We start from the raw sequence: 25,606 nt of genomic DNA, 5'->3' as shown, positions 1-25,606 counted from the left end.
AGTCCCGCCCTGGTACCGGAGTTCCTCACCGGCCGGGCGGGACTTTTGCGTACCCGCTTCAGGAGCCGGCGCGCCCCAGCCGCTGCGCGACCTCCGTCGCCCAGTACGTCAGGATCATCTGCGCGCCCGCCCGCCGGATACCGGTCAGGCTCTCCATGATCGCCGCGTCCCGGTCGATCCAGCCGCGCTCGGCGGCGGCCTCGATCATCGCGTACTCACCACTGATCTGGTACGCGGCGACCGGCACGTCCACCGACTCGGCGACCTTCGCCAGGATGTCCAGGTACGGTCCGGCCGGCTTGACCATGACCATGTCCGCGCCCTCGGCGAGGTCGAGCGCCAACTCGCGCAGCGACTCACGGGCGTTGGCCGGGTCCTGCTGATACGTCCTGCGGTCACCCTCGAGCGAGGAGCCGACGGCCTCGCGGAACGGGCCGTAGAAGGCGGAGGAGTACTTCACCGTGTACGCGAGGATCGAGACGTCCTCGTGTCCGGTCTGGTCCAGCGCGTCGCGGATCACCCCGACCTGGCCGTCCATCATGCCGCTGGGGCCGACCACATGGGCGCCCGCGTCGGCCTGGACCTGGGCCATCTCGGCGTACCGCTCCAGCGTCGCGTCGTTGTCGACCCGGCCGTCCTCGGTCAGCACACCGCAGTGGCCGTGGTCGGTGTACTCGTCCAGACAGAGGTCGGACATGACGACGAGATCGTCACCGACCTCCTCGCGGACCGCGCGCAGACCGGCCTGGAGGATGCCCTCGGGGTCGGTGCCCGCCGTGCCCCGGGCGTCCTTCTTCTCGTCCAGCGGCACACCGAACAGCATGATCCCGCTGACCCCGGCCGAGACCGCGTCGACCGCGGCCTTGCGCAGGGTGTCCAGGGTGTGCTGCCGCACCCCGGGCATGGCCGAGATGGCGACCGGGGCGTCGATGCCCTCGCGCACGAACGCGGGCAGGATCAGATTCGCCGGGTCGAGCCGTGTCTCGGCGACCATCCGCCGCATCGCGGGGGTCGTCCGCAGCCGTCGGGGGCGAGAGCCGGGGAAGTTTCCGTACACAGTCATCCTTCGAGACTAGACCCGCACACATCACCGTCTTACCGACACCCGTGCCGGGAAAAGGGGCCGGGGAACGGAGAGGGGCCCGGCCGCTCCGCGAAGAAGCAGCCGGGCCCCGCACTCGTCCCGCGGATCAGGTCGTCGTACGACGCCGCCGCGCACCGGGACGCCGCTCGCTCGGCCGCGTCACCGGGTCACCGGCCTCCTTCGCCGCGTCCCGGCGCTGCGCACCGAAGGCGGCGAGCGCCTCGGCGAGCTTGTGCACGGACGGCTCCGGGGACAGGACGTCGACGCGCAGACCGTGCTCCTCGGCGGTCTTCGCCGTGGCCGGGCCGATACACGCGATGACGGTCACGTTGTGCGGCTTGCCGGCGATGCCGACCAGGTTGCGCACCGTCGAGGACGAGGTGAAGAGCACCGCGTCGAACCCGCCGCCCTTGATGGCCTCACGCGTGTCGGCGGGCGGCGGCGAGGCGCGGACCGTGCGGTACGCGGTGACGTCGTCGACCTCCCAGCCCAGCTCGATGAGACCGGCCACCAGCGTCTCGGTGGCGATGTCGGCACGCGGCAGGAAGACGCGGTCGATCGGGTCGAAGACCGGGTCGTACGGCGGCCAGTCCTCCAGCAGACCGGCGGCGGACTGCTCACCGGACGGCACCAGGTCCGGCTTCACACCGAAATCGACGAGCGCGGCGGCGGTCTGCTCGCCGACGGCCGCGACCTTGATCCCGGCGAAGGCACGGGCGTCGAGCCCGTACTCCTCGAACTTCTCCCGGACGGCCTTCACCGCGTTGACGCTGGTGAACGCAATCCACTCGTAGCGGCCGGTGACCAGGCCCTTGACCGCGCGCTCCATCTGCTGGGGCGTACGCGGCGGCTCGACGGCGATCGTCGGGACCTCGTGCGGCACCGCGCCGTACGAACGCAACTGGTCGGAGAGCGACGCCGCCTGCTCCTTCGTACGCGGCACGAGCACCTTCCAGCCGAACATCGGCTTGGACTCGAACCACGCGAGCTGGTCGCGCTGGGCGGCGGAGCTGCGCTCCCCGACCACGGCTATGACGGGCCGGTGCCCCTCCGGCGACGGAAGGACCTTCGCCTGCTTGAAGAGCTGGGCGATGGTGCCCAGCGTCGCCGTCCAGGTGCGCTGCCGGGTCGTCGTGCCGCCGACCGTCACCGTCAGCGGGGTGTCGGGCTTGCGGCCCGCCGAGACCAGCTCACCGGCGGCCGCGGCCACCGCGTCGAGCGTCGTCGAGATGACACACGTGGCATCGCTCGCGCCGACCTCGCTCCAGCAGCGGTCCGAGGCGGTACGGGCGTCGACGAACCGGACGTCCGCGCCCTGCGCGTCACGCAGCGGCACCCCGGCGTACGCGGGCACCCCCACGACGTTGGCGACACCCGGCACGACCTCGAAGGGAATACCGGCGGCCGCGCAGGCCAGCATCTCGCCGCCCGCGTGACCGTCCAGGCCCGGGTCACCGGCGACGGCACGGACGACCCGCCTGCCGCCCTTCGCGGCCTCCATGACAAGATTGGCCGCGTCCCTGAGAACGGGAACACCGACGGCTGTTGACTGCGCGTCAACAACCGTCAGCTCAGGCGTGCTTACGCCTGCCCGCGCATGGCAGCGAACGACGCCGAGAACGTCCGGCTCGGCGACAAGAACGTCCGCGCTCGCAAGCGCCTCGACGGCGCGCAGAGTCAGCAGTCCCGGGTCGCCGGGACCGGCGCCGAGGAAGGTGACGTGCCCTGCGGACAGGACAGGGAAATCGGATGCGGCGGGGCCGGTGGGGCTCAAAGTGCTCGCTCCCCCATAAGACCGGCCGCACCCTTGGCGAGCATCTCGGCCGCGAGTTCGCGACCGAGGGCCGCCGCGTCGTCGTGCGACGTGGGGACGGGACCGGTGGTGGACAGCTGCACCAGCGAGGAACCGTCGGTGGACCCGACGACCCCGCGCAGGCGCAGTTCGTTGACAGCCTGACCGTCGGCCAGGAGGTCGGCCAGCGCACCCACAGGTGCGGAGCAGCCGGCCTCCAGGGCGGCGAGCAGGGCACGCTCGGCGGTCACGGCGGCCCGGGTGTACGGGTCGTCGAGCTCGGCGAGCGCGGCGGCGAGGTCAGCGCTGCTGGCAGCGCATTCGATCGCCAGTGCTCCCTGGCCGGGAGCGGGCAGAACGGTGTCGACCGACAGGAAATCGGTCACCTCACCGGTCCGGCCGAGACGGCTGAGTCCGGCCGCGGCGAGTACCACCGCGTCCAGTTCACCGCTTCGTACAAAACCAATACGCGTATCGACGTTGCCGCGGATCGGCACGGTCTCGATGCCGAGGCCGTGAGCGCGGGCGTACGCGTTGAGCTGCGCCATCCGGCGCGGCGAGCCGGTGCCGATCCGGGAACCGGGCGGCAGCTGCCCGAGGGTCAGCCCGTCCCGCGCCACCAGCACGTCACGCGGGTCCTCGCGCACCGGCACCGCGGCCAGCACCAGACCCTCGGGCTGAGCGGTGGGCAGGTCCTTCAGCGAGTGGACGGCGAAGTCCACCTCGCCGCGGAGCAGGGCTTCGCGCAGCGCGGCGACGAACACGCCGGTCCCGCCGATCTGCGAGAGCTGCTCCTTGGAGATGTCCCCGTACGTGGTGATCTCGACGAGCTCGACGGCCCGCCCGGTCACCTCGCTGACGGCCTCGGCCACCAGGCCGGACTGCGCCATGGCGAGCTTGCTGCGCCGGGTCCCCAGCCGCAGCGGCTTGGTGGCCCCCGCGCCCAGGGGTGAGTTGTCGGTCATGACCGCCCTCGATTCGGGTCGTTCAGGTCTGCCCGGGAGACGGCGGCGACCGTCTGCGGGTCGAGGTCGAAGAGTTCCCGCAGCGCATCGGCGTACCCGGCGCCGCCGGGCTCGCTGGCGAGCTGCTTGACCCGCACGGTGGGCGCGTGCAGGAGCTTGTCGACGACGCGGCGCACGGTCTGCGAGATCTCGGCGCGCTGCTTTTCGTCCAGGTCGGGGAGGCGTCCGTCCAGCCGTGCGATCTCGCCCGCAACCACTCCGGCGGCCATCGTGCGCAGGGCGACGACGGTGGGAGTGATGTGGGCGGCGCGCTGGGCGGCACCGAAGGCGGCGACCTCGTCGGCGACGATGGTGCGCACCTGGTCCACATCGGCGGCCATCGGGGCGTCGGCGGACGCCTCGGCGAGCGACTCGATGTCGACGAGGCGCACACCGTCGAGGCGGGCGGCGTCGCCGTCGATGTCACGGGGCATCGCGAGGTCCAGCAGGGCGAGGCGGACCGGCCCGGTGGACTGGGCGGGCACGGTGACCCGGCGGACGGCCTGCGCCTGCGCGGTCGCGGTGGCGGAACCGTTCTCCACCCACGCGGCGTGCTGGTCCGGCTCGGCGGGCGGCGCGGCGACAGGCGCGGCGGGTGCCTCGCGCGCGTCGAAGTCCAGCCCGAGCGCACCGGCGACGGCCTCGGCGCTCAGCACCAGACCGGTCGCACCGGTGCAGGAGACGACGACATCGGCACGTGTCAGTTCGTCGGAGACCGTGGCCATCTCCACCGCGTGGGCCGCCACCGAGGCACCGGCGGCCTGGTTGAGGATCTCGACCAGCCGGTCGGCGCGAGCACGGGTGCGGTTGGCGACGACGATCTCGGCGACACCGGTACGGGCCAGCGTCGCGGCGGCCAGCGAGGACATCGAGCCCGCGCCGATCACCAGGGCGCGCTTGCCCTTCGCCCAGACACCGGGGTCGCGGCCCTCGGCGAGCTGCTCCAGACCGAACGTGACGAGCGACTGCCCGGCCCGGTCGATCCCGGTCTCGCTGTGGGCGCGCTTGCCGACCCGCAGGGCCTGCTGGAAGAGGTCGTTCAGCAGCCGGCCGGCGGTGTGGAGCTCCTGCCCCAGCGCCAGCGCGTCCTTGATCTGACCGAGGATCTGGCCCTCGCCCACGACCATCGAGTCCAGTCCGCAGGCCACCGAGAAGAGGTGGTGGACGGCCCGGTCCTCGTAGTGCACATAGAGATACGGAGTGAGCTCGTCCAGACCGACGCCGCTGTGCCGGGCGAGCAGGGTGGACAGCTCGGCGACGCCCGCGTGGAACTTGTCCACGTCGGCGTACAGCTCGATGCGGTTGCAGGTGGCGAGGACGGCGGCCTCGACCGCGGGCTCCGCGGCGAGGGTGTCGCGCAACAGCGCGGCCTGGGTACCGGCGGCCAGCGAGGCCCGCTCCAGCACGGAGACGGGGGCGCTGCGGTGGCTCAGCCCTACGACAAGGAGACTCATGCCGGCATCACGGCGGGCATGTCCCCGTCGGGTCCCTTCCGGCTGGTGGTCGTGGCGCGCACGGGCGGTGCGGCCGGGTCGGGGGCACTGTCCGCGGCGGCGTCCTCGCCGGCCTTGCGCTGCTCGTGGAAGGCGAGGATCTGGAGCTCGATGGAGAGGTCGACCTTGCGCACGTCGACGCCGTCGGGCACCGAGAGCACGGTCGGGGCGAAGTTGAGGATGGAGGTGACACCCGCGGCCACGAGCCGGTCGCAGACCTGCTGCGCCGCGCCGGGCGGGGTGGTGATCACACCGATCGACACGCCGTTCTCACTGATGATCCGGTCCAGGTCGTCGGCGTGCTGGACGGGGATACCCGCGACGGGCGTTCCGGCCATCGCGGGGTCGGCGTCGATCAGCGCGGCGACCCGGAACCCGCGGGAGGCGAAACCGCCGTAGTTGGCGAGCGCGGCTCCGAGGTTACCGATGCCGACGATCGCGACCGGCCAGTCCTGGGTGAGGCCGAGCTCACGGGAGATCTGGTAGACGAGATACTCGACGTCGTAGCCGACGCCACGCGTCCCGTACGAACCGAGGTAGCTGAAGTCCTTCCGCAGCTTGGCGGAGTTGACTCCCGCCGCCGCGGCGAGCTCCTCGGAGGAGACCGTGGGGACCGAGCGCTCGGAGAGCGCGGTCAGCGCACGGAGATACAACGGAAGTCGGGCGACGGTGGCCTCGGGAATTCCTCGGCTACGGGTCGCCGGTCGGTGGTTTCGGCCAGTTGCCACGGTGCTCCTGCGGGATGAGCGGGGCTGCAGGCGGCCGCATGTCCCATGGCCGCCCCGTCGAATGCAGGCTATGTCTTTGTGAACGCGTGCACAAAGATAGTGTCCGATTTGTCCGGTCAAAGTGACCGGGGTCACGCACATTCGTCGCGCGATCCAGGAACCGCCGATCGCATCAGCCCGTTGCAGGCCCGAAGGGGGCAAGGTGGTACACGCTCCTCACGACTACACCCCCGGGACCACTCAAAACGCCCATGATGGTAACCGGGTTTCACTCAGGAAAGCAGCGCACTGCGCAGTCTTACCGGGTCCACCCGCCAGAACGTGTGCTGTTCGTTATCAATGAGGACCACGGGGATCTGCTCCCAGTACTCCCGGTACAGCTGCTCGTCCCGGGTGATGTCCTTCTCCTCCCACGACGCGCCGGTCTCCTCGCAGACTTCCCGCACCACCAGCCTGGCATCGTCACAGAGGTGACACCCGGGCTTCCCGACCAGGGTCACCACCCGGTCCGCGGGCTTCTTCTTCGTACGACGCAACAGGGCACTCATGCCCTCCATTCTGCGCCGCGGACGGAGCTGCCCGGCCCCTCATCCCCTACGCCCGGAATCACCCGATTAACAATTCGGTCCCCGAGAGTTCACGCCACCGCATCCCGGCAGGTCGGGAAGGGCCGGGCCAACTGGCTATGCTCACGGCATGGCCGCTCTTGGATGGCTCACACCCCGTAGGCGTTCCGCGACAGCACGGAGCGTGCTGGCAGGCGAGGCAGCAGCAGAAGCAGCGCGGAAATCGTCGCTCGACGCCGAGCGGTCCGCGGACACCGAAGCCGATGCCGGCGCCACGCCCGGCGCGGAGGCCGAGGAACCGGAGTTCCCCGTCGTCGGCGACGACCGGGCCGCCGCCTTCTTCGACCTCGACAACACCGTGATGCAGGGCGCCGCGATCTTCCACTTCGGTCGCGGCCTGTACAAGCGGAAGTTCTTCGAGCGCCGCGAACTGACCCGGTTCGCCTGGCAGCAGGCCTGGTTCAGGCTGGCCGGCGTCGAGGACCCCGAACACATGCAGGACGCGCGCGACAGCGCCCTGTCCATCGTGAAGGGCCACCGCGTCTCCGAGCTGATGTCCATCGGCGAGGAGATCTACGACGAGTACATGGCCGACCGCATCTGGCCCGGCACCCGCGCCCTCGCCCAGGCCCACCTCGACGCCGGACAGAAGGTCTGGCTGGTCACCGCCGCTCCGGTGGAGACCGCCACGATCATCGCCCGCCGCCTCGGCCTGACCGGCGCGCTCGGCACGGTCGCCGAATCCGTCGACGGGGTCTACACCGGGCGTCTGGTCGGCGAACCCCTGCACGGCCCCGCGAAGGCCGAGGCGGTACGCGCCCTGGCCGCGGCGGAGGGCCTGGACCTGGCGCGCTGCGCCGCGTACAGCGACTCGCACAACGACATCCCGATGCTGTCCCTGGTCGGACACCCGTACGCGATCAACCCCGACACCAAGCTCCGCAAGTACGCCCGCGCCCGTGACTGGCGGCTGCGCGACTACCGGACGGGCCGCAAGGCGGCCAAGGTCGGCATCCCGGCCGCGGCCGGGGTGGGCGCCCTCGCGGGCGGCACCGCCGCCGCCGTCGCCCTGCACCGCCGCCGCCGCTGACCCCGGCCGCACCCACCGGCCGGGTCACCCCGCCCGACCACAACCTGTCGCGACGGCTGACAGATCCCGAAATAATTCGATCAATAACCGGTCACGATGCGCTACTTAATGTGTCGAATAGTCGCTACAGAAGCGACGTAACCGGTGATTTGAGCAACTGGGTGTAGCACTGCCTGTACGAAGCGTTATTCTCCTCAGACGCATTCCGGAACCCACCACTCACTACGACGAGTGACGGTTCCGCACTGCACGTGATGGAAGCTCTGCCTCTGGGAGTCCCGTGTACCCACACGTCGGGGTTGACGCCTCGGGCCTGGCTACGCTGCGCGCAACGGTCGCCGACCGCTTGCGCGGCTTCGTCCCCACCGCGTACGCCGTACCCGCCTTTGCCACCCCTGCACCTGCCGGCCCTTGCTACGCCCTGGCCGAACGCGGTGCGGCGGTCGGAAGACGCAGCAACCGCGGCGCAACGACCACGTCCACCGTTCGTCGGCCGACGGCCGACAGCGACAGCGCGCGCATGATGGATCTCGTCGAGCGCGCACAGGCCGGTGAGGCTGACGCCTTCGGCCGCCTCTATGACCAGTACAGCGACACCGTGTACCGCTACATCTACTACCGCGTGGGCGGCAAGGCGACGGCGGAGGACCTCACCAGTGAGACCTTCCTGCGCGCCCTGCGGCGTATCTCCACGTTCACCTGGCAGGGCCGCGACTTCGGCGCCTGGCTGGTCACAATCGCCCGCAACCTGGTCGCCGACCACTTCAAATCCAGTCGTTTCCGGCTGGAAGTGACCACCGGCGAAATGCTCGACGCCAACGAGGTCGAGCGCAGCCCCGAGGACTCCGTCCTGGAGTCCCTCTCCAATGCCGCACTGCTGCAAGCCGTGCGCCGACTCAACCCGCAGCAGCAGGAGTGCGTGACCCTGCGCTTCCTGCAAGGGCTCTCGGTCGCCGAGACCGCCCGAGTGATGGGCAAGAACGAGGGCGCGATCAAGACCCTGCAGTACCGCGCCGTCCGCACCCTTGCCCGGCTCCTTCCGGACGATGCCCGCTGACCCCATCCCGGACCGAATCACTCTCGGCAATACGATCATCACCCACTGGTCCGATCATCTTTCGTGCGTAACCCAAGTGCCGCGCCACTCGTTGTGCCGGTTGCAGGCCCCCTGTCGTCACTCCATGTCCGCAGACACTCACTCAATCGTGTGGATGCGCTCAAGGTGTGCAACCTTCCGGACCCTCAGGGGAGTCGACCGTCATGACGAGAGGAGGTGCCGCCAGTGATCGCGAACGTCTCGGCACACCGGCGGGCGAACGCCTTCGCCCAGGCCGTGGAGGAGCAGTCGCTCCGCGGTGCGGCGGCCGTACAGCCCGAGGACCCGGCCGAACCGGCCGACCGCGGAACGCTGTTGGCCCTGGCGAACGGCCTCGGTGAGCTACCGAAGCCGGCGTTGGATCCCGAGGTCAAAGTGGTGCAGCGAGCCCAGCTCGTCGCCGCCATGGAGGCCGTGTTCGCCGCGGGCGGTGCGCCCGCGGCCACTACAGTGCCCGAACAACGGGGCAAGGGGGCCCACCGGGCATCCCCGCTCCGCAAACTGCGCCCCAGATCGCGCTGGACGAAGGGCCTCGCGGCCGGCGGACTCACCGTCGGTGTGGCCGCGGGTGCCTTCGGCGGAGTGGCCGCCGCCAGCTCCGACGCCCTCCCGGGTGATTCGCTCTACGGGCTGAAGCGCGGCATGGAGGACATCCACCTCAACCTGGCCGGCAGCGACACCGACCGCGGCGAGGTCTACCTGGACCAGGCGTCGACGCGGCTCAGCGAAGCCCGCAGGCTGATGGAACGCGGCCGCGCGGGCGACCTGGACCACGAACAGCTCGGCGAGGTCAGACGCACGCTCAACGGCATGACCCACGACGCCACCGAGGGCCACCGCCTGCTCCACGCGGCCTACCAGCGGGACGGCGCCATCGGCCCGATCCAGACCCTGGACTCCTTCTCCCGCTCGCACCGCGAGAGCTGGACCAGCCTCCGCGACCGGCTGCCCGTCCAGCTGACCGAGCTCGGCGACCAGGTGAGCTCGGTCTTCGCCGCCATAGACGAAGAAGTCGCGCCGCTGCAGTCGCTGTTCCCCCGTACCCCGGAGAAGAACGGCGGATCGCAGCGGTCCGGCTCCACCGACACCGGTACGGCGCCCTCCTCGCACCAGCCCTCCCCCGCGTCCTCCTCACCCGCCGACGCGCACGACGGCCACCAGGGCAGCAGTTCCTCGCCCCACCCGTCTGACTCGGGCAGCACCCCGGCGGACGGTCTGATCGGGGGCGGCGCGGACGACCTCTTCGACCCGCCGTCGCCGGACGCCACCGAACCGTCGAAGGACACCCCGAGCACGGCGCCCACGCCGGACATCACCCTGCCCCCGCTGATCCCCGGCCTGATCGGAGGCCTCGGGATCGACAGCAGAAACGAATCCTGACCCGATCGCCGGACGGGCAGCACCAAGCCCGTCCGGCGATCGCGGACAGCCCGCCCGGACGGGCCGGGCACCTCAGAAGAACACCGATCGCCGCTGCACCAGCAGCTTGTACAGCGTGTGCTGGATCTGCTCCCGCACCTGATCCGTCAGATTGAACATCAGCATCGGATCCTCCGCCGCCTCCACCGGATACCCGTCCGTGGGAATCGGCTCACCGAACTGGATCGTCCACTTCGTCGGCAACGGCACCGCCCCCAGCGGCCCCAGCCACGGGAACGTCGGCGTGATCGGGAAGTACGGCGTACCCAGCAGCCGCGCCAGCGTCTTGGAGTTGCCGATCATCGGGTAGATCTCCTCCGCCCCCACGATCGAGCACGGCACGATCGGCACCCCGGCCCGCAGGGCCGTCGACACGAAGCCGCCCCGCCCGAAGCGCTGGAGCTTGTACCGCTCGCCGAACGGCTTGCCGATGCCCTTGAAGCCCTCCGGCATCACCCCGACGACCTCGCCCTGCCGCAGCAGCCGCTCCGCGTCCTCCGCACACGCCAGCGTGTGCCCGGCCTTGCGGGCCAGCTCGTTGACGACCGGCAGCATGAAGACCAGGTCCGCGGCGAGCAGCCGCAGATGCCGCCCCGCCGGGTGGTTGTCGTGCACCGCGACCTGAAGCATCAGCCCGTCCAGCGGCAGCGTCCCGGAGTGGTTGGACACGATGAGCGCCCCGCCGTCCGACGGAATGTTCTCGATGCCCTTCACCTCGACCCGGAAGTACTTCTCGTACACGGGCCGCAGCACCGACATCAGCACCTGGTCGGTGAGTTCCTTGTCGTAGCCGAACTCGTCGACGTCGTACTCACCCGTGACCCGCCGCCGCAGAAACGCGAGCCCGCCCGCGATCCGCCGGTCCCAGCCACCCCGTTCCACGTCCTGGGGAGCCACCGCAGCCTCCTCCGGCTCCTCCGGCGGCAGCCCGCCGTCCAACTGCCCCGGCAGGGCGCTCACGGACCCGTTGCCGCGTCCGGGGGAGCGCCGCCGCACAGCACGCGGCGAGCCCCCCGACCGCGAACGGTCGTCATCGAACGGAATGACCTTGGCATCCGCCATCGTCGGTGCGCTCCTCTACCTGCCGCTCGGAGTCGGGTGTGTGTCGCCGCCGGCCCCGGTCATCCCCGGAGCCCCGCCGGTCCCCCCGGCGAACGGCATCCCTGCCAGTCTGCCGACGGCCCGGCCCACCGCCTCGGGCGGCAGCAGCCCAGGTCCCCGGCTGCGCGCGAACTCCGCGAACGTCTCCACCGTGGTGAACCGCGGCCGAAAGCCCAGGGTCTCGCGCATCTGGACCGTGGAGACCACCCTGCCATGGGTGAGCAGCCGGATCTGCTCCGGCGAGAAGTCCGTCATCCCGACCGTACGGAGCGCCTGACCGACCCAGGTGACCGCGGGCAGCAGCAGCGGCATCGTCGGCCGCCCCAGCCGCCGCGAGCACTGCGAGAGCAGCAGCACCCCGTCCCCGGCGATGTTGAAGGTGCCGCTGTTCAGCGTCCCGCGCCGCGGCTCGCTCGCGGCGATGCCGAGTACGGCGATGACGTCGTCCTCGTGCACGAACTGGAGCCTGGGGTCGTACCCGAACACCGTCGGCAGCACCGGCAGCGACAGATAGTCCGCGAGCGGCGAATCCGCGTCCGGCCCCAGGATGTTCGCGAACCTGAGCACGCACACGGCCACGTCCGGCCTGCGGCGCGCGAAGCCGCGTACGTACCCCTCGACCTCCACCGCGTCCTTCGCGAAGCCCCCGCTCGGCAGGGACTTGGGCGGGGTGGTCTCGTGGAAGACCGCCGGATCACGGGGCGCGGAGCCGTACACACCGGTACTGGACTTGATCACCAGCCGCTGAACGGCCGGGGCCTTCTGGCACGCACCGAGCAACTGCATGGTGCCGATGACGTTGGTCTCCTTGACCGCGGTACGGCTCTGGGCCCCGAGCCCCTTTCCGCTGACGTCCAGATGGACGACGGTGTCGACCGAGTGCTCGGCGAGGACTCTGGCGATGGCGGGCTGGCGGATGTCCGCACGCACGAAGACGGCGTCCCCCAGCTGGTGGCCGGGCTCGACCGCGTCGACCGCGATCACCCGGTCCACGCCCGGGTCACGCTGGATGCGCCGCACGAACCGGCCGCCCAACTGCCGGGCCGCTCCCGTGACGAGCACGACCTTCCCCAAGATCAGCGCCTTCCGTCGGTCTCCCGTGAAGTGAGTCGGCGGAGTCCTCGAAGAGGTTCTCCCCCGGTCGTCACCGTAGCGGGTGGACGTTGCCCTGTGATGACCGCGCGGCAGGCTTGTGCCGCGTCATGGCCCGAATGCGTGCACCTGCCGTGCGCATGGTCCGCACAGCACCGCAGCCCTCCCGCCGGAATGGCGGAAGGGCTGCGGATTTCACGAACTGCGTTCGCCTACTTCTTGTTGCGACGCTGAACGCGCGTGCGCTTGAGCAGCTTGCGGTGCTTCTTCTTGGCCATCCGCTTGCGCCGCTTCTTAATGACAGAGCCCACGACTACCCTCGCTCACTTCTTCTTCACTGGTGCGGGGCGTCTGGGCCCACACGACCTACGTCGGCCTAGCCTACCCGCCACCGGGTGAGGGACGTAATCCGAGGGGAATGTCAGGCCGTCCCCACCCCCACGAAGGACTCCCGGAGATACTCGTGAACCGCTTGCTCCGGCACCCGGAAGGACCTGCCCACCCGGATCGCCGGCAGATGACCGCTGTGCACCAGGCGGTACACGGTCATCTTCGACACTCGCATGACCGAGGCGACTTCCGCCACGGTCAGAAACTTGACCTCGTTGAGAGGCCTCTCGCTGTCAGCAGCCATGATCCACCTGTACCTTCCGCACGCGACGCGCCCCGGCTTCCCCTCCGGTGACTCTTCGTCGATGTGCGCTCACTCCCCAGATTAGGGGCGGGTGATGCGAGTGGGGAAGAGGAGAGACGATCGGCCGCCTACTGTGACAGACACGCCCGATTGAGTACATAGCGCGTGAGCGGCAAGTAGTAGGCGGACCGCACGGCGTCGTCGACCGGAACGACGACCGACACCCTCCCCTCGGCCTCGCCGACGAACAGCGCCGGATCGTCCGTATCGGCCAGCCCGATCGCCTCGATGCCCAGCTGACCTGCCCCGCAGACCCAGCCGTGGTCCCCGACGACGAGTTCCGGCAGCGGCCCACGGGCCTCCACGGCAGCCTCCAGGGCGACCCTGACCGGCAGCGGGGAGTGGGAGTGTGCGCCGGTACCACCACCGGGCACCCGCACGCCGGGTTCGCGCACCAGCGCGACTCCCCGTACGTAGTCAAGGTTGTACGTGCGTACGCCGAACCGGGTCGTTATGTCGATACATCGCCCCTGCGCGGGGGTGAGTACAGCGCACCCCACCGACGACAAAGCGTCTGCCAGCGCTGCGTAGAAGCCGAGCAGCCGGTGCGGATGTCCCGTCCCGAACAGCACCGGCGCCCGCCGGAGAGCCGCGTCCGACAGCCGCGCGGCAAACGCGTCCAGCCCCGCCAGCGTCCGCTCCGGATCGATCACATCAGGACCCGAGACATGCGCGGGATCGTCCGAGACCCCGCACTTCTCGGCCATCAGACGGAGCAGCTCCCGCTCCCCCCAGCCCCGTCCGGGATCGAGGCCGAGTGTCACCCGGGGGTCCCTGGCCGCGAAAAGCCGATAACTCCGCAGGCTCACCTCCCGCGAGGTGGCCACGGGACCGGCCAGCCGGGCCGCCAGCAGATGCGCGCGCAGCGCTCCGGTGCTCAACACCCTGCCGATGCTCCCGCACCCGCACCGCCCAGGGACCAAAAGCCGGATTACGCCCCACAGTTGGCGTAACCACCGCACCCACCGACCGGGCGTCAGGTCAGCAGCCCCCGCAGCGGAAAGGCCGCCCGACGGCTCGCCAGCACCGCCTGGTCCAGCCGGTCCGCCGGGTCGTACCCCTCTTCCCACGACTTCCACGACGGGGTACGGCCGTCCGTCATCCGGGCCGGCCCGAGCTGCCGGGTCCGCGCGTAGACCTCGTCCCGCCAGGACGACGGGATCACCGACTCCGGGTCCACCGGCGCATGGGCGGCGATCCCCACCAGATGCGTCCAGGACCGCGGCACCACGTCCACCACCGCGTAGCCGCCCCCGCCGAGCGCCACCCAGCGCCCGTCCTGCGCGTACTCATGGGCGAGGTCGTGACAGGCCGCCATCACGGCCCGCTGGGCGTCCAGCGACACCGCGAGATGGGCCAACGGGTCCTCGAAGTGCGTATCGGCCCCGTGCTGCGTCACCAGGACCTGCGGCCGGAAGTCCGCCAGCAGTTCCGGCACCACCGCGTGGAACGCCCGCAGCCATCCCGCGTCCCCAGTCCCGGCCGGCAGCGCCACATTCACCGCACCGCCCGCACCCGCCCCCGCACCGGTCTCCTCCGGCCAGCCGGTCTGCGGGAAGAGTGTCCGCGGGTGCTCGTGCAGCGAGACCGTCAGCACCCGCGGGTCCTCCCAGAAGGCCGCCTGCACGCCGTCCCCGTGGTGCACGTCCACATCGATGTACGCGACCCGCTCCGCACCCAGCTCCAGCAGCCGCGCGATGGCGAGCGCCGGGTCGTTGTAGATACAGAAGCCCGACGCGCTGCCGGGCATGGCGTGGTGGAGCCCGCCGGTGAAGTTCACCGCGTGCCCGGTCTGCCCGCGCCACACCGCCTCCGCCGCGGCCACCGACTGCCCGGCGATCAGCGCCGACACCTCATGCATCCCGGCGAACGCCGGATCGTCCGTCGTCCCGAGTCCGTAGTTCTGGTCGGCGTGGTCCGGATCCGCCGAGGCCGCCCGCACGGCCGCCACATAGTCCGAGCGGTGCACGAGCCGCAGCGTGGACTCCCCGGCGGACTTGGCCGCCACCACATCCACCGCACGGTCGAGACCGAACGCCCGCACCAGGCTCATCGTCAGGGCAAGTCTGACCGGGTCCATGGGATGGCTGTCCCCGAAGTCGTATCCCGTTACTGCGTCATCCCACATCAGCTGTGCGCGGCCGCTCATGCCCGCCACCGTATCGGGCGGGCTCCGCACCGAACGATTTGGCGTACACGAGCATCGCGAGCACCAGCGCCATCGGTACGAGCATCGCGCCCCGATAGCTCCAGGCGTCCCCGAGCGCCCCCACCAGGGGCGAGCCGACCAGGAACCCCACGTAGTTGAAGATGTTCAGCCGGGCGATCGCGGTGTCGCTCGCACCGGGGAACAACCGCCCCGCGGCCGCGAACGTCTGCGGCACGATCACACACAGCCCGAACCCCAGCATGGTGAACCCGAGCATCCCGACCCAGGCCCCGCCGGCCATGGCCACCACACCGAACCCGGCCGCGGCCAGCACGCTCCCGAACCGCACCACGGCCACCGCCCCGAACCGCCGCACTCCGAAGTCCCCGACGGCCCGCCCCAGCAGCGTCGTCACCATGTAGACGTTGTAGGGGACGGTCGAGAGCTGCTCCGAGCTCCCCAGCACGTCCTGCAGATACTTGGCGCTCCAGTTGGAGACCGTCGAGTCCCCGATGTACGCGAAGCTCATCACCAGACAGAGCGGCATCAACAGCTTGAACGAGACCGAGCCGGCCTTCCCCCGCTCCGCGGCCTGCCCCTCGTCCTCGTGCTTCCCCTCGACGTACCACCGGCTCCCGACGAGCGCGACGGGCAACAGCACCACCACGACCGGAAGGTACGAGACCAGCAGCGACAGATCCCAGTGCGCCCCGGCCCACGCCATCGACGCCCCGGCGATCCCGCCCAGACTGTACGCGGCATGGAAGCCGAGCATGATGGAGCGTCCGTACGCCCGCTGAAGGCTGACCCCCATCATGTTCATGGACGCGTCCAGCGCACCGACGGCCAGCCCGAAGGCGCCCAGCGCCAGGGCCGCTTCCCACAGCTCGCTCCCGGCACCGACACCGAGCAGCGCGAGCAGCACGACGGGCTGCGCCCACCGCAGGACCACCCGCGGCCGTACCCGCGCGACCACCTTCTCGGTGACCACGCTGCCCGCACCGGCCAGGATCGGCACGGCAGCGAGGAACACGGGCAGCAGGCCGTCGGATATCCCGTACCGGTCCTGAATGGCGGGGATCCGCGTCACGAGAAGAGCGAAGGTGACGCCTTGCACGAAGAAGCTCAACCCGAGGGAGGCTCTGCCGTGCCGCAAACGTGCATCTGTCATGGGCGCGAGCGTAGAGCCAGTTTCTACCCATGGGTAGATGTGTCAGGCAAGCAATTCCCTCAGCTGTCCCATGTCGGAGAAATGCCCGGTCACCCCGGCCAGCCGGTCCGCCGGCATCATCGACGTGAACCCGTACACGTCCATCCCCGCGGCCCTGGCGGCCTCCACCCCGAGCGGGCTGTCCTCGATGACGACGCACCTCTCCGGCGGCACCCCCATCCGGTCGGCGGCGTGCAGGAACAGGTCGGGCGCCGGCTTCCCGCGCCCCACGTCCTGCGCGCTGAAGATCCACTCCTCCTCGAACCACTGGTCGAGCCCGGTCTTCAGGTGCCCGACCCGGATCCGCTCGTGGCTGCCGGAGGACGCGACGCAGTACGGGACCCCCTCGGCGACGAGATCCCCCAGCACCTCCTCGGCGCCGGGTACGGGTTGCAGCTCCTGCCGGAACGCGGCGAACACCCGCGAGTGGAACGTGTCGTCGAAGTCGGCGGGCAGCTTCTCCCCGCCCTGCTCCTCGATGAGGTCGTGCACGCGGTGCATGGCGGCCCCCATGTAGTCGCGGAGGGACTCCTCGTACGAGGTGGGGTGCCCGAGCTCCGTGAGGTAGCCGGCCAGGATGGTGTTGGAGATCGGCTCGCTGTCCACGAGCACACCGTCGTTGTCGAAGATGACCAGTTCGTAGCGCATGTCACGACCTTAAACTGTCCGGAACGCAGAAAAGCCCCGTGCCACAAGGGCACGGGGCTTAACTATCAAAAGGAGTTCGGCGGCGTCCTACTCTCCCACAGGGTCCCCCCTGCAGTACCATCGGCGCTGAAAGGCTTAGCTTCCGGGTTCGGAATGTAACCGGGCGTTTCCCTAACGCAATGACCACCGAAACACTATGAAATTAACCAACACCGGAACAAAACACGGCCGTTCGTTATTTCAGAACTAACACAGTGGACGCGAGCAACTGAGGACAAGCCCTCGGCCTATTAGTACCAGTCAGCTCCACCCGTTACCGGGCTTCCACATCTGGCCTATCAACCCAGTCGTCTACTGGGAGCCTTAACCCTTCAAGAGGGTGGGAATACTCATCTCGAAGCAGGCTTCCCGCTTAGATGCTTTCAGCGGTTATCCTTTCCGAACGTAGCCAACCAGCCATGCCCTTGGCAGGACAACTGGCACACCAGAGGTTCGTCCGTCCCGGTCCTCTCGTACTAGGGACAGCCCTTCTCAATATTCCTACGCGCACAGCGGATAGGGACCGAACTGTCTCACGACGTTCTAAACCCAGCTCGCGTACCGCTTTAATGGGCGAACAGCCCAACCCTTGGGACCGACTCCAGCCCCAGGATGCGACGAGCCGACATCGAGGTGCCAAACCATCCCGTCGATATGGACTCTTGGGGAAGATCAGCCTGTTATCCCCGGGGTACCTTTTATCCGTTGAGCGACAGCGCTTCCACAAGCCACTGCCGGATCACTAGTCCCGACTTTCGTCCCTGCTCGACCCGTCGGTCTCACAGTCAAGCTCCCTTGTGCACTTACACTCAACACCTGATTGCCAACCAGGCTGAGGGAACCTTTGGGCGCCTCCGTTACTCTTTAGGAGGCAACCGCCCCAGTTAAACTACCCATCAGACACTGTCCCTGATCCGGATCACGGACCCAGGTTAGACATCCAGCACGACCAGAGTGGTATTTCAACGACGACTCCACAACCACTGGCGTGGCCGCTTCAAAGTCTCCCACCTATCCTACACAAGCCGAACCGAACACCAATATCAAACTATAGTAAAGGTCCCGGGGTCTTTCCGTCCTGCTGCGCGAAACGAGCATCTTTACTCGTAGTGCAATTTCACCGGGCCTATGGTTGAGACAGTCGAGAAGTCGTTACGCCATTCGTGCAGGTCGGAACTTACCCGACAAGGAATTTCGCTACCTTAGGATGGTTATAGTTACCACCGCCGTTTACTGGCGCTTAAGTTCTCAGCTTCGCCGACCCGAAAGTCAGCTAACCGGTCCCCTTAACGTTCCAGCACCGGGCAGGCGTCAGTCCGTATACATCGCCTTACGGCTTCGCACGGACCTGTGTTTTTAGTAAACAGTCGCTTCTCGCTGGTCTCTGCGGCCACCCCCAGCTCATGGAGTAAATCCAATCACCAGTGATGGCCCCCCTTCTCCCGAAGTTACGGGGGCATTTTGCCGAGTTCCTTAACCATAGTTCACCCGAACGCCTCGGTATTCTCTACCTGACTACCTGAGTCGGTTTAGGGTACGGGCCGCCATGAAACTCGCTAGAGGCTTTTCTCGACAGCATAGGATCATCCACTTCACCACAATCGGCTCGGCATCAGGTCTCAGCCTTAATGTGTGACGGATTTACCTACCACACGGCCTACACCCTTACCCCGGGACTACCACCGCCCGGGCTGGACTACCTTCCTGCGTCACCCCATCGCTTACCTAGTACAAGTCTGGTTCGTCGGCTCCACCACTACCCTCAACTCCGAAGAGATCGGGCCGGCTTCACGGACTTAGCATCGCCTGATTCAGTATTGGGCGTTTCAAAGCGGGTACCGGAATATCAACCGGTTGTCCATCGACTACGCCTGTCGGCCTCGCCTTAGGTCCCGACTTACCCTGGGCAGATCAGCTTGACCCAGGAACCCTTAGTCAATCGGCGCACACGTTTCTCACGTGTGTATCGCTACTCATGCCTGCATTCTCACTCGTGAACCGTCCACAACTCGCTTCCGCGGCTGCTTCACCCGGCACACGACGCTCCCCTACCCATCCATACTCCCGTTGGGGATATGTGTATGAATGACACGACTTCGGCGGTACGCTTGAGCCCCGCTACATTGTCGGCGCGGAATCACTTGACCAGTGAGCTATTACGCACTCTTTCAAGGGTGGCTGCTTCTAAGCCAACCTCCTGGTTGTCTCTGCGACTCCACATCCTTTCCCACTTAGCGTACGCTTAGGGGCCTTAGTCGATGCTCTGGGCTGTTTCCCTCTCGACCATGGAGCTTATCCCCCACAGTCTCACTGCCGTGCTCTCACTTACCGGCATTCGGAGTTTGGCTAAGGTCAGTAACCCGGTAGGGCCCATCGCCTATCCAGTGCTCTACCTCCGGCAAGAAACACACGACGCTGCACCTAAATGCATTTCGGGGAGAACCAGCTATCACGGAGTTTGATTGGCCTTTCACCCCTAACCACAGGTCATCCCCCAGGTTTTCAACCCTGGTGGGTTCGGTCCTCCACGAAGTCTTACCTCCGCTTCAACCTGCCCATGGCTAGATCACTCCGCTTCGGGTCTTGAGCGCGCTACTAAATCGCCCTATTCGGACTCGCTTTCGCTACGGCTTCCCCACACGGGTTAACCTCGCAACACACCGCAAACTCGCAGGCTCATTCTTCAAAAGGCACGCAGTCACGACTGCATGTGCAAGCACACACAGCGACGCTCCCACGGCTTGTAGGCACACGGTTTCAGGTACTATTTCACTCCGCTCCCGCGGTACTTTTCACCATTCCCTCACGGTACTATCCGCTATCGGTCACCAGGGAATATTTAGGCTTAACGGGTGGTCCCGCCAGATTCACACGGGATTTCTCGGGCCCCGTGCTACTTGGGTGTCTCTTAAACGAGCCGTTAATGTTTCAGCTACGGGGGTCTTACCCTCTACGCCGGACCTTTCGCATGTCCTTCGCCTACATCAACGGTTTCTGACTCGTCTCACAGCCGGCAGACCGTGAAAAAGAGATCCCACAACCCCGCATGCGCAACCCCTGCCGGGTATCACACGCATACGGTTTGGCCTGATCCAGTTTCGCTCGCCACTACTCCCGGAATCACGGTTGTTTTCTCTTCCTGAGGGTACTGAGATGTTTCACTTCCCCTCGTTCCCTCCACACTGCCTATGTGTTCAGCAGCGGGTGACAGCCCATGACGACTGCCGGGTTTCCCCATTCGGACACCCCCGGATCAAAGCTTGGTTGACAGCTCCCCGGGGCCTATCGTGGCCTCCCACGTCCTTCATCGGTTCCTGGTGCCAAGGCATCCACCGTGCGCCCTTAAAAACTTGGCCACAGATGCTCGCGTCCACTGTGCAGTTCTCAAACAACGACCAGCCACCCACCACCCCACCCTTACCGGGCGAGTTCACTGGGGCCGGCAACCGAAGGACGACCATGACGGCCGTACCTTCAGATACCCAACAGCGTGCCCGACCCGACCGATCACTCCCCACATTCCACGCCGAAGCAGTACTAGTGAAAAACAACCTGTCGTGCCGAATAGTCAACGTTCCACCCATGAGCAACCAGCACCGAACATTCGCCGGTGTACTGGCCTCTGACCCGGAAAACCGGGTAAGAAATGCTCCTTAGAAAGGAGGTGATCCAGCCGCACCTTCCGGTACGGCTACCTTGTTACGACTTCGTCCCAATCGCCAGTCCCACCTTCGACAGCTCCCTCCCACAAGGGGTTGGGCCACCGGCTTCGGGTGTTACCGACTTTCGTGACGTGACGGGCGGTGTGTACAAGGCCCGGGAACGTATTCACCGCAGCAATGCTGATCTGCGATTACTAGCAACTCCGACTTCATGGGGTCGAGTTGCAGACCCCAATCCGAACTGAGACCGGCTTTTTGAGATTCGCTCCGCCTCGCGGCATCGCAGCTCATTGTACCGGCCATTGTAGCACGTGTGCAGCCCAAGACATAAGGGGCATGATGACTTGACGTCGTCCCCACCTTCCTCCGAGTTGACCCCGGCAGTCTCCTGTGAGTCCCCATCACCCCGAAGGGCATGCTGGCAACACAGAACAAGGGTTGCGCTCGTTGCGGGACTTAACCCAACATCTCACGACACGAGCTGACGACAGCCATGCACCACCTGTACACCGACCACAAGGGGGGCACCATCTCTGATGCTTTCCGGTGTATGTCAAGCCTTGGTAAGGTTCTTCGCGTTGCGTCGAATTAAGCCACATGCTCCGCTGCTTGTGCGGGCCCCCGTCAATTCCTTTGAGTTTTAGCCTTGCGGCCGTACTCCCCAGGCGGGGAACTTAATGCGTTAGCTGCGGCACCGACGACGTGGAATGTCGCCAACACCTAGTTCCCAACGTTTACGGCGTGGACTACCAGGGTATCTAATCCTGTTCGCTCCCCACGCTTTCGCTCCTCAGCGTCAGTAATGGCCCAGAGATCCGCCTTCGCCACCGGTGTTCCTCCTGATATCTGCGCATTTCACCGCTACACCAGGAATTCCGATCTCCCCTACCACACTCTAGCCTGCCCGTATCGACTGCAGACCCGGGGTTAAGCCCCGGGCTTTCACAACCGACGCAACAAGCCGCCTACGAGCTCTTTACGCCCAATAATTCCGGACAACGCTTGCGCCCTACGTATTACCGCGGCTGCTGGCACGTAGTTAGCCGGCGCTTCTTCTGCAGGTACCGTCACTTTCGCTTCTTCCCTGCTGAAAGAGGTTTACAACCCGAAGGCCGTCATCCCTCACGCGGCGTCGCTGCATCAGGCTTTCGCCCATTGTGCAATATTCCCCACTGCTGCCTCCCGTAGGAGTCTGGGCCGTGTCTCAGTCCCAGTGTGGCCGGTCGCCCTCTCAGGCCGGCTACCCGTCGTCGCCTTGGTAGGCCATTACCCCACCAACTAGCTGATAGGCCGCGGGCTCATCCTTCACCGCCGGAGCTTTTAACCTTCCCCCATGAGAGGGAAAGTATTATCCGGTATTAGACCCCGTTTCCAGGGCTTGTCCCAGAGTGAAGGGCAGATTGCCCACGTGTTACTCACCCGTTCGCCACTAATCCACCCCGAAGGGCTTCATCGTTCGACTTGCATGTGTTAAGCACGCCGCCAGCGTTCGTCCTGAGCCAGGATCAAACTCTCCGTGAATGTTTTCCCGTAATCGGGATCACACACACGAGAGCGGAACAATCGAGTCGGAATAAGACCGATCGTTCACTATGTCCTCGCTATGTGCATTGCCTGGTAGAACCACTAGTGTGGTCTGCCAGGACTTTCAAAGGAACCTCGAACCTGCCGAAGCAGGTCGGGGTATCAACGTATCTGGCGTTGACTTTTGGCACGCTGTTGAGTTCTCAAGGAACGGACGCTTCCTTTGTACTCACCACCAGAACATTTTCTGGGGCTTTCCTCCGGGCGCTTCCCTTCGGTCTTGCGTTTCCGACTCTATCAGACTCTTTCGTGTCCGATTCCCGGTCGAAGCGGGCCTCGCATTTTCGCTTTCCAGTTCTTCGCTTTCGCGTTTCCCTTTCCGGCGAGTCCGACTCTATCAGATCCTTTCGGGCCTGATTCCCAGTCAGCGGGGTTTGTCTTCCTGGCTGTTGGGCCGTTCCGACGAGTGAGACTTTAGCGGAATCCAGGGCCCCGACGCTAATCGGGGTCACGTTCCTTCGAACGTGGATTCCTCATTTCGCGAATGCGCACGCAGAGGCAGGCGACAGCTGTCGCTGGCTCGTTGTGGTTACTGCGGAATGGCTGTCCGGGGACCGACCGGGGTCGGCGCTCACGTCGGACAACTCGGAGCACACTACGGATGCGGACCGGGCGTGTCAACCCCAGGTCCTGCCGGGGTGTGGTGGAAGGCCAGGCGGTAGTCGCGGGGGCTGGTGGACAGGTGGGTCGCGAAGTGCTGGCGCATGGTGATCTCGCTGCCGAAGCCGGTGCGGCGGGCTACCTCGGGGAGGGCGAGATCGGTGCGCTCCAGGAGCTTCTGAGCTGCGGCGATGCGTTGGGTGATCAGCCAGCGCAGTGGAGCGGTGCCGGTGGTCGCCTGGAAGTGGCGGGCGAAGGAGCGCGGGGACATGCCCGCTCGGGCGGCGAGGCCGGCCACCGTGTGCGGTTCGGCCAGATGTGTCAGGGCGAAGGCCCGTACCGCGGCGAGGGCGTCGGCGTCGCGGTCGGTGTGCGGGGTGGGGTGCTCGATGAACTGAGCCTGGGTGCCGGTGCGGAAGGGCGCCGTGACCATCGAACGCGCGATCGTCGCCGCGGCCTCCGCGCCGTGGGTCGTACGGACGAGGTGGAGGCAGAGGTCGATGCCCGCCGCCGTGCCCGCGGATGTCCAGAGGTTGTCGTCGTGGACGAAGAGGGCGTCGGGGACGACGGTCACGCCGGGATGGCGGGTGCGCAGGAGGTCGGTGAGGTTCCAGTGGGTGACCGCTCGCCGGCCGTCCAGCAGTCCCGCCTGGGCGAGCGTGAAGGCGCCTCCGCAGAGGGCGGCGATCGGGGTGGCGCGGGCATGGGCGCGGCGGAGCGCTTCGAGGACCGGCCCGGGGGCCGGTGTCAGGTGGTCGTCCAGGCCGGGGACCACGATCAGGTCGGCGCGGGGCAGCCAGGCGAGCGTGCGGTCGGGGGTCAGCGAGAGGCCGCCGCGCAGCGGGATGGGCGCCGGGTCGGCCGCGGTGCGGCGCAGCTCGAACGCCGGCACGTCCCGGTCGGTGCGGTCCACGCCCCAGACCTCCGTGATGACCGAGACGTCGAACGCGCGGATGCCGGGAAAGGAGACGAGGGCGATCCGGGACGGGGCGCGGGCGGGGGCGGGTGTGGCGGTCGTGTCCGGGGGCGTGGCCATGCTGGCAGTAAAGCATCGATCGATGGCTTTTTGACCTCTGGGCCGCCGGGGTCCGGGGCGGCAGCATCGTAGCCATGGATATCGCGGAGAACGCAGCGCTGGTCGTGGTGGACGTGCAGCAGGGATTCGAGGAGGAGGCGTACTGGGGGCCGCGGAACAACCCCTCGGCGGACCGGAACATCGCCGGGCTGATCGATGCCTGGCAGTCGAGCGGGCGGCCGGTCGTGTTCGTACGGCATGACTCGCCCAAGCCGGATTCGCCGCTGCGGGTGGGATATCCGGGGAACGGCTTCAAGCCGTACGTGGAGGAGCGGCGGGGAAAGGGCGGTGGGCCCGAGCTGTTTCTGACGAAGAGCGTGAACTCGGCGTTCTACGGGACGCCCGATCTGGGGGCGTGGCTGCGCGCGGGCGGGGTGCGGCAGATCGTGGTGGCCGGTATCCAGACCAATATGTGCGCGGAGACGACGGCACGGATGGCGGGGAACCTGGGGTACGAGGTGTTCTTCGCGCTCGATGCGACGTACACCTTCGACGGGGCCGGTCCGTGGGGGTGGACGCTCGGCGCGCAGGAGCTGGCGCGGGCCACCGCCGTGTCGCTGCACGGCGGTGGGTTCGCGGAGGTGGTGCGCAGTGCGGAGCTGATCGCAGCCGCCGCGGAGTAGCTCAGCCGTTGCCGGAGGCGAGTTCGCGGCTGCGGTCGCGGGCGGCTTCGAGGGCCGCGATGAGGGCGGCGCGCACGCCGTGGTTCTCCAGTTCGCGGATGGCGCTGATGGTGGTGCCGGCCGGGCTGGTGACCGCCTCGCGGAGCTTGACCGGGTGCTCGCCGCTGTCCCGGAGCATCACGGCGGCGCCGATGGCGGCCTGGACGATCAGGTCGTGGGCCTGGGCGCGGGGCAGGCCGAGCAGGATGCCGGCGTCCGTCATCGCCTCGACGAGGAAGTAGAAGTACGCGGGGCCCGAGCCGGAGAGTGCGGTGGCCGCGTCCTGCTGGGACTCGGGGACGCGCAGGGTCTTGCCGACCCCGCCGAAGATCGCCTCGGCGGTGGCCAGGTGTGCGCCGGTGGCGTGGCTGCCCGCGGAGATGACGGACATGCCCTCGTCGACCAGGACGGGGGTGTTCGGCATGACACGGACGACCGGGGTGGCCTCGGTGAGGCGGTCCTCGATGAAGGCGGTCGTGATGCCGGCCGCGGCGCTGATGACCAGGCGGTCGGCTGCGACATGGGCGGAGAGCTCGTCGAGGAGGCGGGCCATGTCCTGGGGTTTGGCCGCGAGGATCAGGATGTCGGCGCGCTCGGCGGCCTCGGCGTTGCTGACGGAGTCGACCCCGTAGCGGTTGCGGAGCTCCTCGGCGCGTTCGGCGCGGCGGGTGGTGACCAGCAGGTTCGCCGGGCGCCACCCGGCCCGGATCATGCCGCTGAGCAGGGCCTCGCCGATCTTGCCGGTGCCGAGGACTGCAACTGTCTGGGTCATGCGGTTCACCCTCCGGGCGGTGCCGGCGGTTCTGGGTGCCGGCTGT

20 protein-coding genes and 3 rRNA genes are annotated in these 25,606 nt (G+C 67.5%); 4 read left to right on the top strand and 19 right to left on the bottom strand.

Translation table 11 applies throughout. The features are described 5' to 3' along the window. Positions 1-58: 58 nt before the first annotated feature. From hemB to OG322_RS20885, 6 genes are all read right to left on the bottom strand, one after another. Positions 59-1,063, bottom strand: coding sequence for a porphobilinogen synthase (gene hemB, locus OG322_RS20910; RefSeq protein WP_206432328.1), 1,005 nt, complete (start codon positions 1,061-1,063; stop codon positions 59-61). A gap of 127 nt (positions 1,064-1,190) precedes the next feature. Continuing rightward, the gene (locus tag OG322_RS20905; RefSeq protein ID WP_123460002.1) at positions 1,191-2,858 is read right to left on the bottom strand and encodes a uroporphyrinogen-III synthase; all 1,668 of its coding nucleotides are present in this window, start codon (positions 2,856-2,858) and stop codon (positions 1,191-1,193) included. After that, on the bottom strand, positions 2,855-3,841 hold the full coding sequence (hemC, locus tag OG322_RS20900) for a hydroxymethylbilane synthase (protein ID WP_123460003.1): 987 nt from the start codon (positions 3,839-3,841) through the stop codon (positions 2,855-2,857). Before hemC ends, OG322_RS20905 begins: the two co-directional genes overlap by 4 nt. After that, positions 3,838-5,334 (bottom strand): glutamyl-tRNA reductase, encoded by a 1,497-nt coding sequence (locus OG322_RS20895; protein WP_123460004.1) that lies wholly within the window; start codon positions 5,332-5,334, stop codon positions 3,838-3,840. Before OG322_RS20895 ends, hemC begins: the two co-directional genes overlap by 4 nt. Continuing rightward, positions 5,331-6,101: a redox-sensing transcriptional repressor Rex gene (locus OG322_RS20890; RefSeq protein WP_123460005.1), complete on the bottom strand. Its 771-nt coding sequence runs from the start codon at positions 6,099-6,101 to the stop codon at positions 5,331-5,333. The genes OG322_RS20895 and OG322_RS20890 overlap by 4 nt, the downstream gene beginning before the upstream one ends. Before the next feature lie 272 nt (positions 6,102-6,373). After that, on the bottom strand, positions 6,374-6,649 hold the full coding sequence (locus tag OG322_RS20885; RefSeq protein WP_123462067.1) for a glutaredoxin family protein: 276 nt from the start codon (positions 6,647-6,649) through the stop codon (positions 6,374-6,376). Positions 6,650-6,797: 148 nt separating this feature from the next. Here OG322_RS20885 and OG322_RS20880 point away from each other — a divergent pair, with 148 nt between their 5' ends. The 3 genes from OG322_RS20880 (at position 6,798) to OG322_RS20870 (ending at position 10,233) form a co-directional block, all read left to right on the top strand. After that, positions 6,798-7,757, top strand: a complete 960-nt coding sequence (locus OG322_RS20880) for an HAD family hydrolase (protein WP_123460006.1) — start codon at positions 6,798-6,800, stop codon at positions 7,755-7,757. 280 nt (positions 7,758-8,037) lie between these two features. Next, the gene (locus tag OG322_RS20875) at positions 8,038-8,814 is read left to right on the top strand and encodes an ECF subfamily RNA polymerase sigma factor, BldN family (protein WP_123460007.1); all 777 of its coding nucleotides are present in this window, start codon (positions 8,038-8,040) and stop codon (positions 8,812-8,814) included. Between the two features lie 225 nt (positions 8,815-9,039). Next, on the top strand, positions 9,040-10,233 hold the full coding sequence (locus OG322_RS20870; protein ID WP_124284288.1) for a DUF5667 domain-containing protein: 1,194 nt from the start codon (positions 9,040-9,042) through the stop codon (positions 10,231-10,233). Between the two features lie 72 nt (positions 10,234-10,305). On the opposite strand, the gene OG322_RS20865 is transcribed toward OG322_RS20870, so the two are convergent. From OG322_RS20865 to OG322_RS20810, 12 genes are all read right to left on the bottom strand, one after another. After that, complete coding sequence (locus OG322_RS20865) at positions 10,306-11,334, bottom strand: lysophospholipid acyltransferase family protein (protein ID WP_124284289.1); 1,029 nt, start codon at positions 11,332-11,334, stop codon at positions 10,306-10,308. Positions 11,335-11,349: 15 nt separating this feature from the next. Next, positions 11,350-12,447 (bottom strand): NAD-dependent epimerase/dehydratase family protein, encoded by a 1,098-nt coding sequence (locus OG322_RS20860; RefSeq protein WP_329306786.1) that lies wholly within the window; start codon positions 12,445-12,447, stop codon positions 11,350-11,352. Between the two features lie 230 nt (positions 12,448-12,677). Then, positions 12,678-12,776, bottom strand: coding sequence for a 30S ribosomal protein bS22 (locus OG322_RS20855; protein WP_003948845.1), 99 nt, complete (start codon positions 12,774-12,776; stop codon positions 12,678-12,680). Between the two features lie 110 nt (positions 12,777-12,886). Next, positions 12,887-13,099: a helix-turn-helix domain-containing protein gene (locus OG322_RS20850; protein WP_123460011.1), complete on the bottom strand. Its 213-nt coding sequence runs from the start codon at positions 13,097-13,099 to the stop codon at positions 12,887-12,889. 128 nt (positions 13,100-13,227) lie between these two features. Beyond that, entirely contained in the window at positions 13,228-14,043 is an 816-nt protein-coding gene (locus OG322_RS20845; RefSeq protein WP_123460012.1) for a phosphatase, read from the bottom strand. Positions 14,044-14,135: 92 nt separating this feature from the next. After that, positions 14,136-15,308, bottom strand: coding sequence for an acetoin utilization protein AcuC (locus OG322_RS20840; protein ID WP_329306785.1), 1,173 nt, complete (start codon positions 15,306-15,308; stop codon positions 14,136-14,138). After that, entirely contained in the window at positions 15,277-16,479 is a 1,203-nt protein-coding gene (locus OG322_RS20835) for an MFS transporter (protein WP_329306784.1), read from the bottom strand. The genes OG322_RS20840 and OG322_RS20835 overlap by 32 nt, the downstream gene beginning before the upstream one ends. A gap of 42 nt (positions 16,480-16,521) precedes the next feature. Further along, positions 16,522-17,166 (bottom strand): HAD family hydrolase, encoded by a 645-nt coding sequence (locus OG322_RS20830; protein ID WP_123460014.1) that lies wholly within the window; start codon positions 17,164-17,166, stop codon positions 16,522-16,524. A gap of 74 nt (positions 17,167-17,240) precedes the next feature. Continuing rightward, positions 17,241-17,357, bottom strand: a 5S ribosomal RNA gene (rrf, locus tag OG322_RS20825). Positions 17,358-17,436: 79 nt separating this feature from the next. Next, positions 17,437-20,561, bottom strand: a 23S ribosomal RNA gene (locus OG322_RS20820). A gap of 301 nt (positions 20,562-20,862) precedes the next feature. Further along, positions 20,863-22,388 (bottom strand): 16S ribosomal RNA (locus tag OG322_RS20815). The 16S, 23S and 5S rRNA genes sit together here, the layout of an rRNA operon. Positions 22,389-23,046: 658 nt before the next feature. Beyond that, positions 23,047-24,087: a GlxA family transcriptional regulator gene (locus tag OG322_RS20810; RefSeq protein ID WP_123460015.1), complete on the bottom strand. Its 1,041-nt coding sequence runs from the start codon at positions 24,085-24,087 to the stop codon at positions 23,047-23,049. A gap of 74 nt (positions 24,088-24,161) precedes the next feature. On the opposite strand from OG322_RS20810, the gene OG322_RS20805 reads away from it, so the two are divergent. Further along, positions 24,162-24,749 (top strand): cysteine hydrolase family protein, encoded by a 588-nt coding sequence (locus OG322_RS20805; RefSeq protein WP_123460016.1) that lies wholly within the window; start codon positions 24,162-24,164, stop codon positions 24,747-24,749. A 1-nt stretch (position 24,750) separates the two neighbouring features. Here OG322_RS20805 and proC read toward each other — a convergent pair whose 3' ends face one another. Continuing rightward, positions 24,751-25,560, bottom strand: a complete 810-nt coding sequence (gene proC / locus OG322_RS20800; RefSeq protein ID WP_123460017.1) for a pyrroline-5-carboxylate reductase — start codon at positions 25,558-25,560, stop codon at positions 24,751-24,753. Between the last annotated feature and the right edge of the window lie 46 nt (positions 25,561-25,606).

Origin of the sequence: Streptomyces sp. NBC_01260, assembly GCF_036226405.1 — a bacterium.
Taxonomy (GTDB): Bacteria; Actinomycetota; Actinomycetes; order Streptomycetales; family Streptomycetaceae; genus Streptomyces; species Streptomyces laculatispora.
Note: the sequence above shows the minus strand (reverse complement) of the source record. Positions and strands in the feature narration are given on the sequence as shown.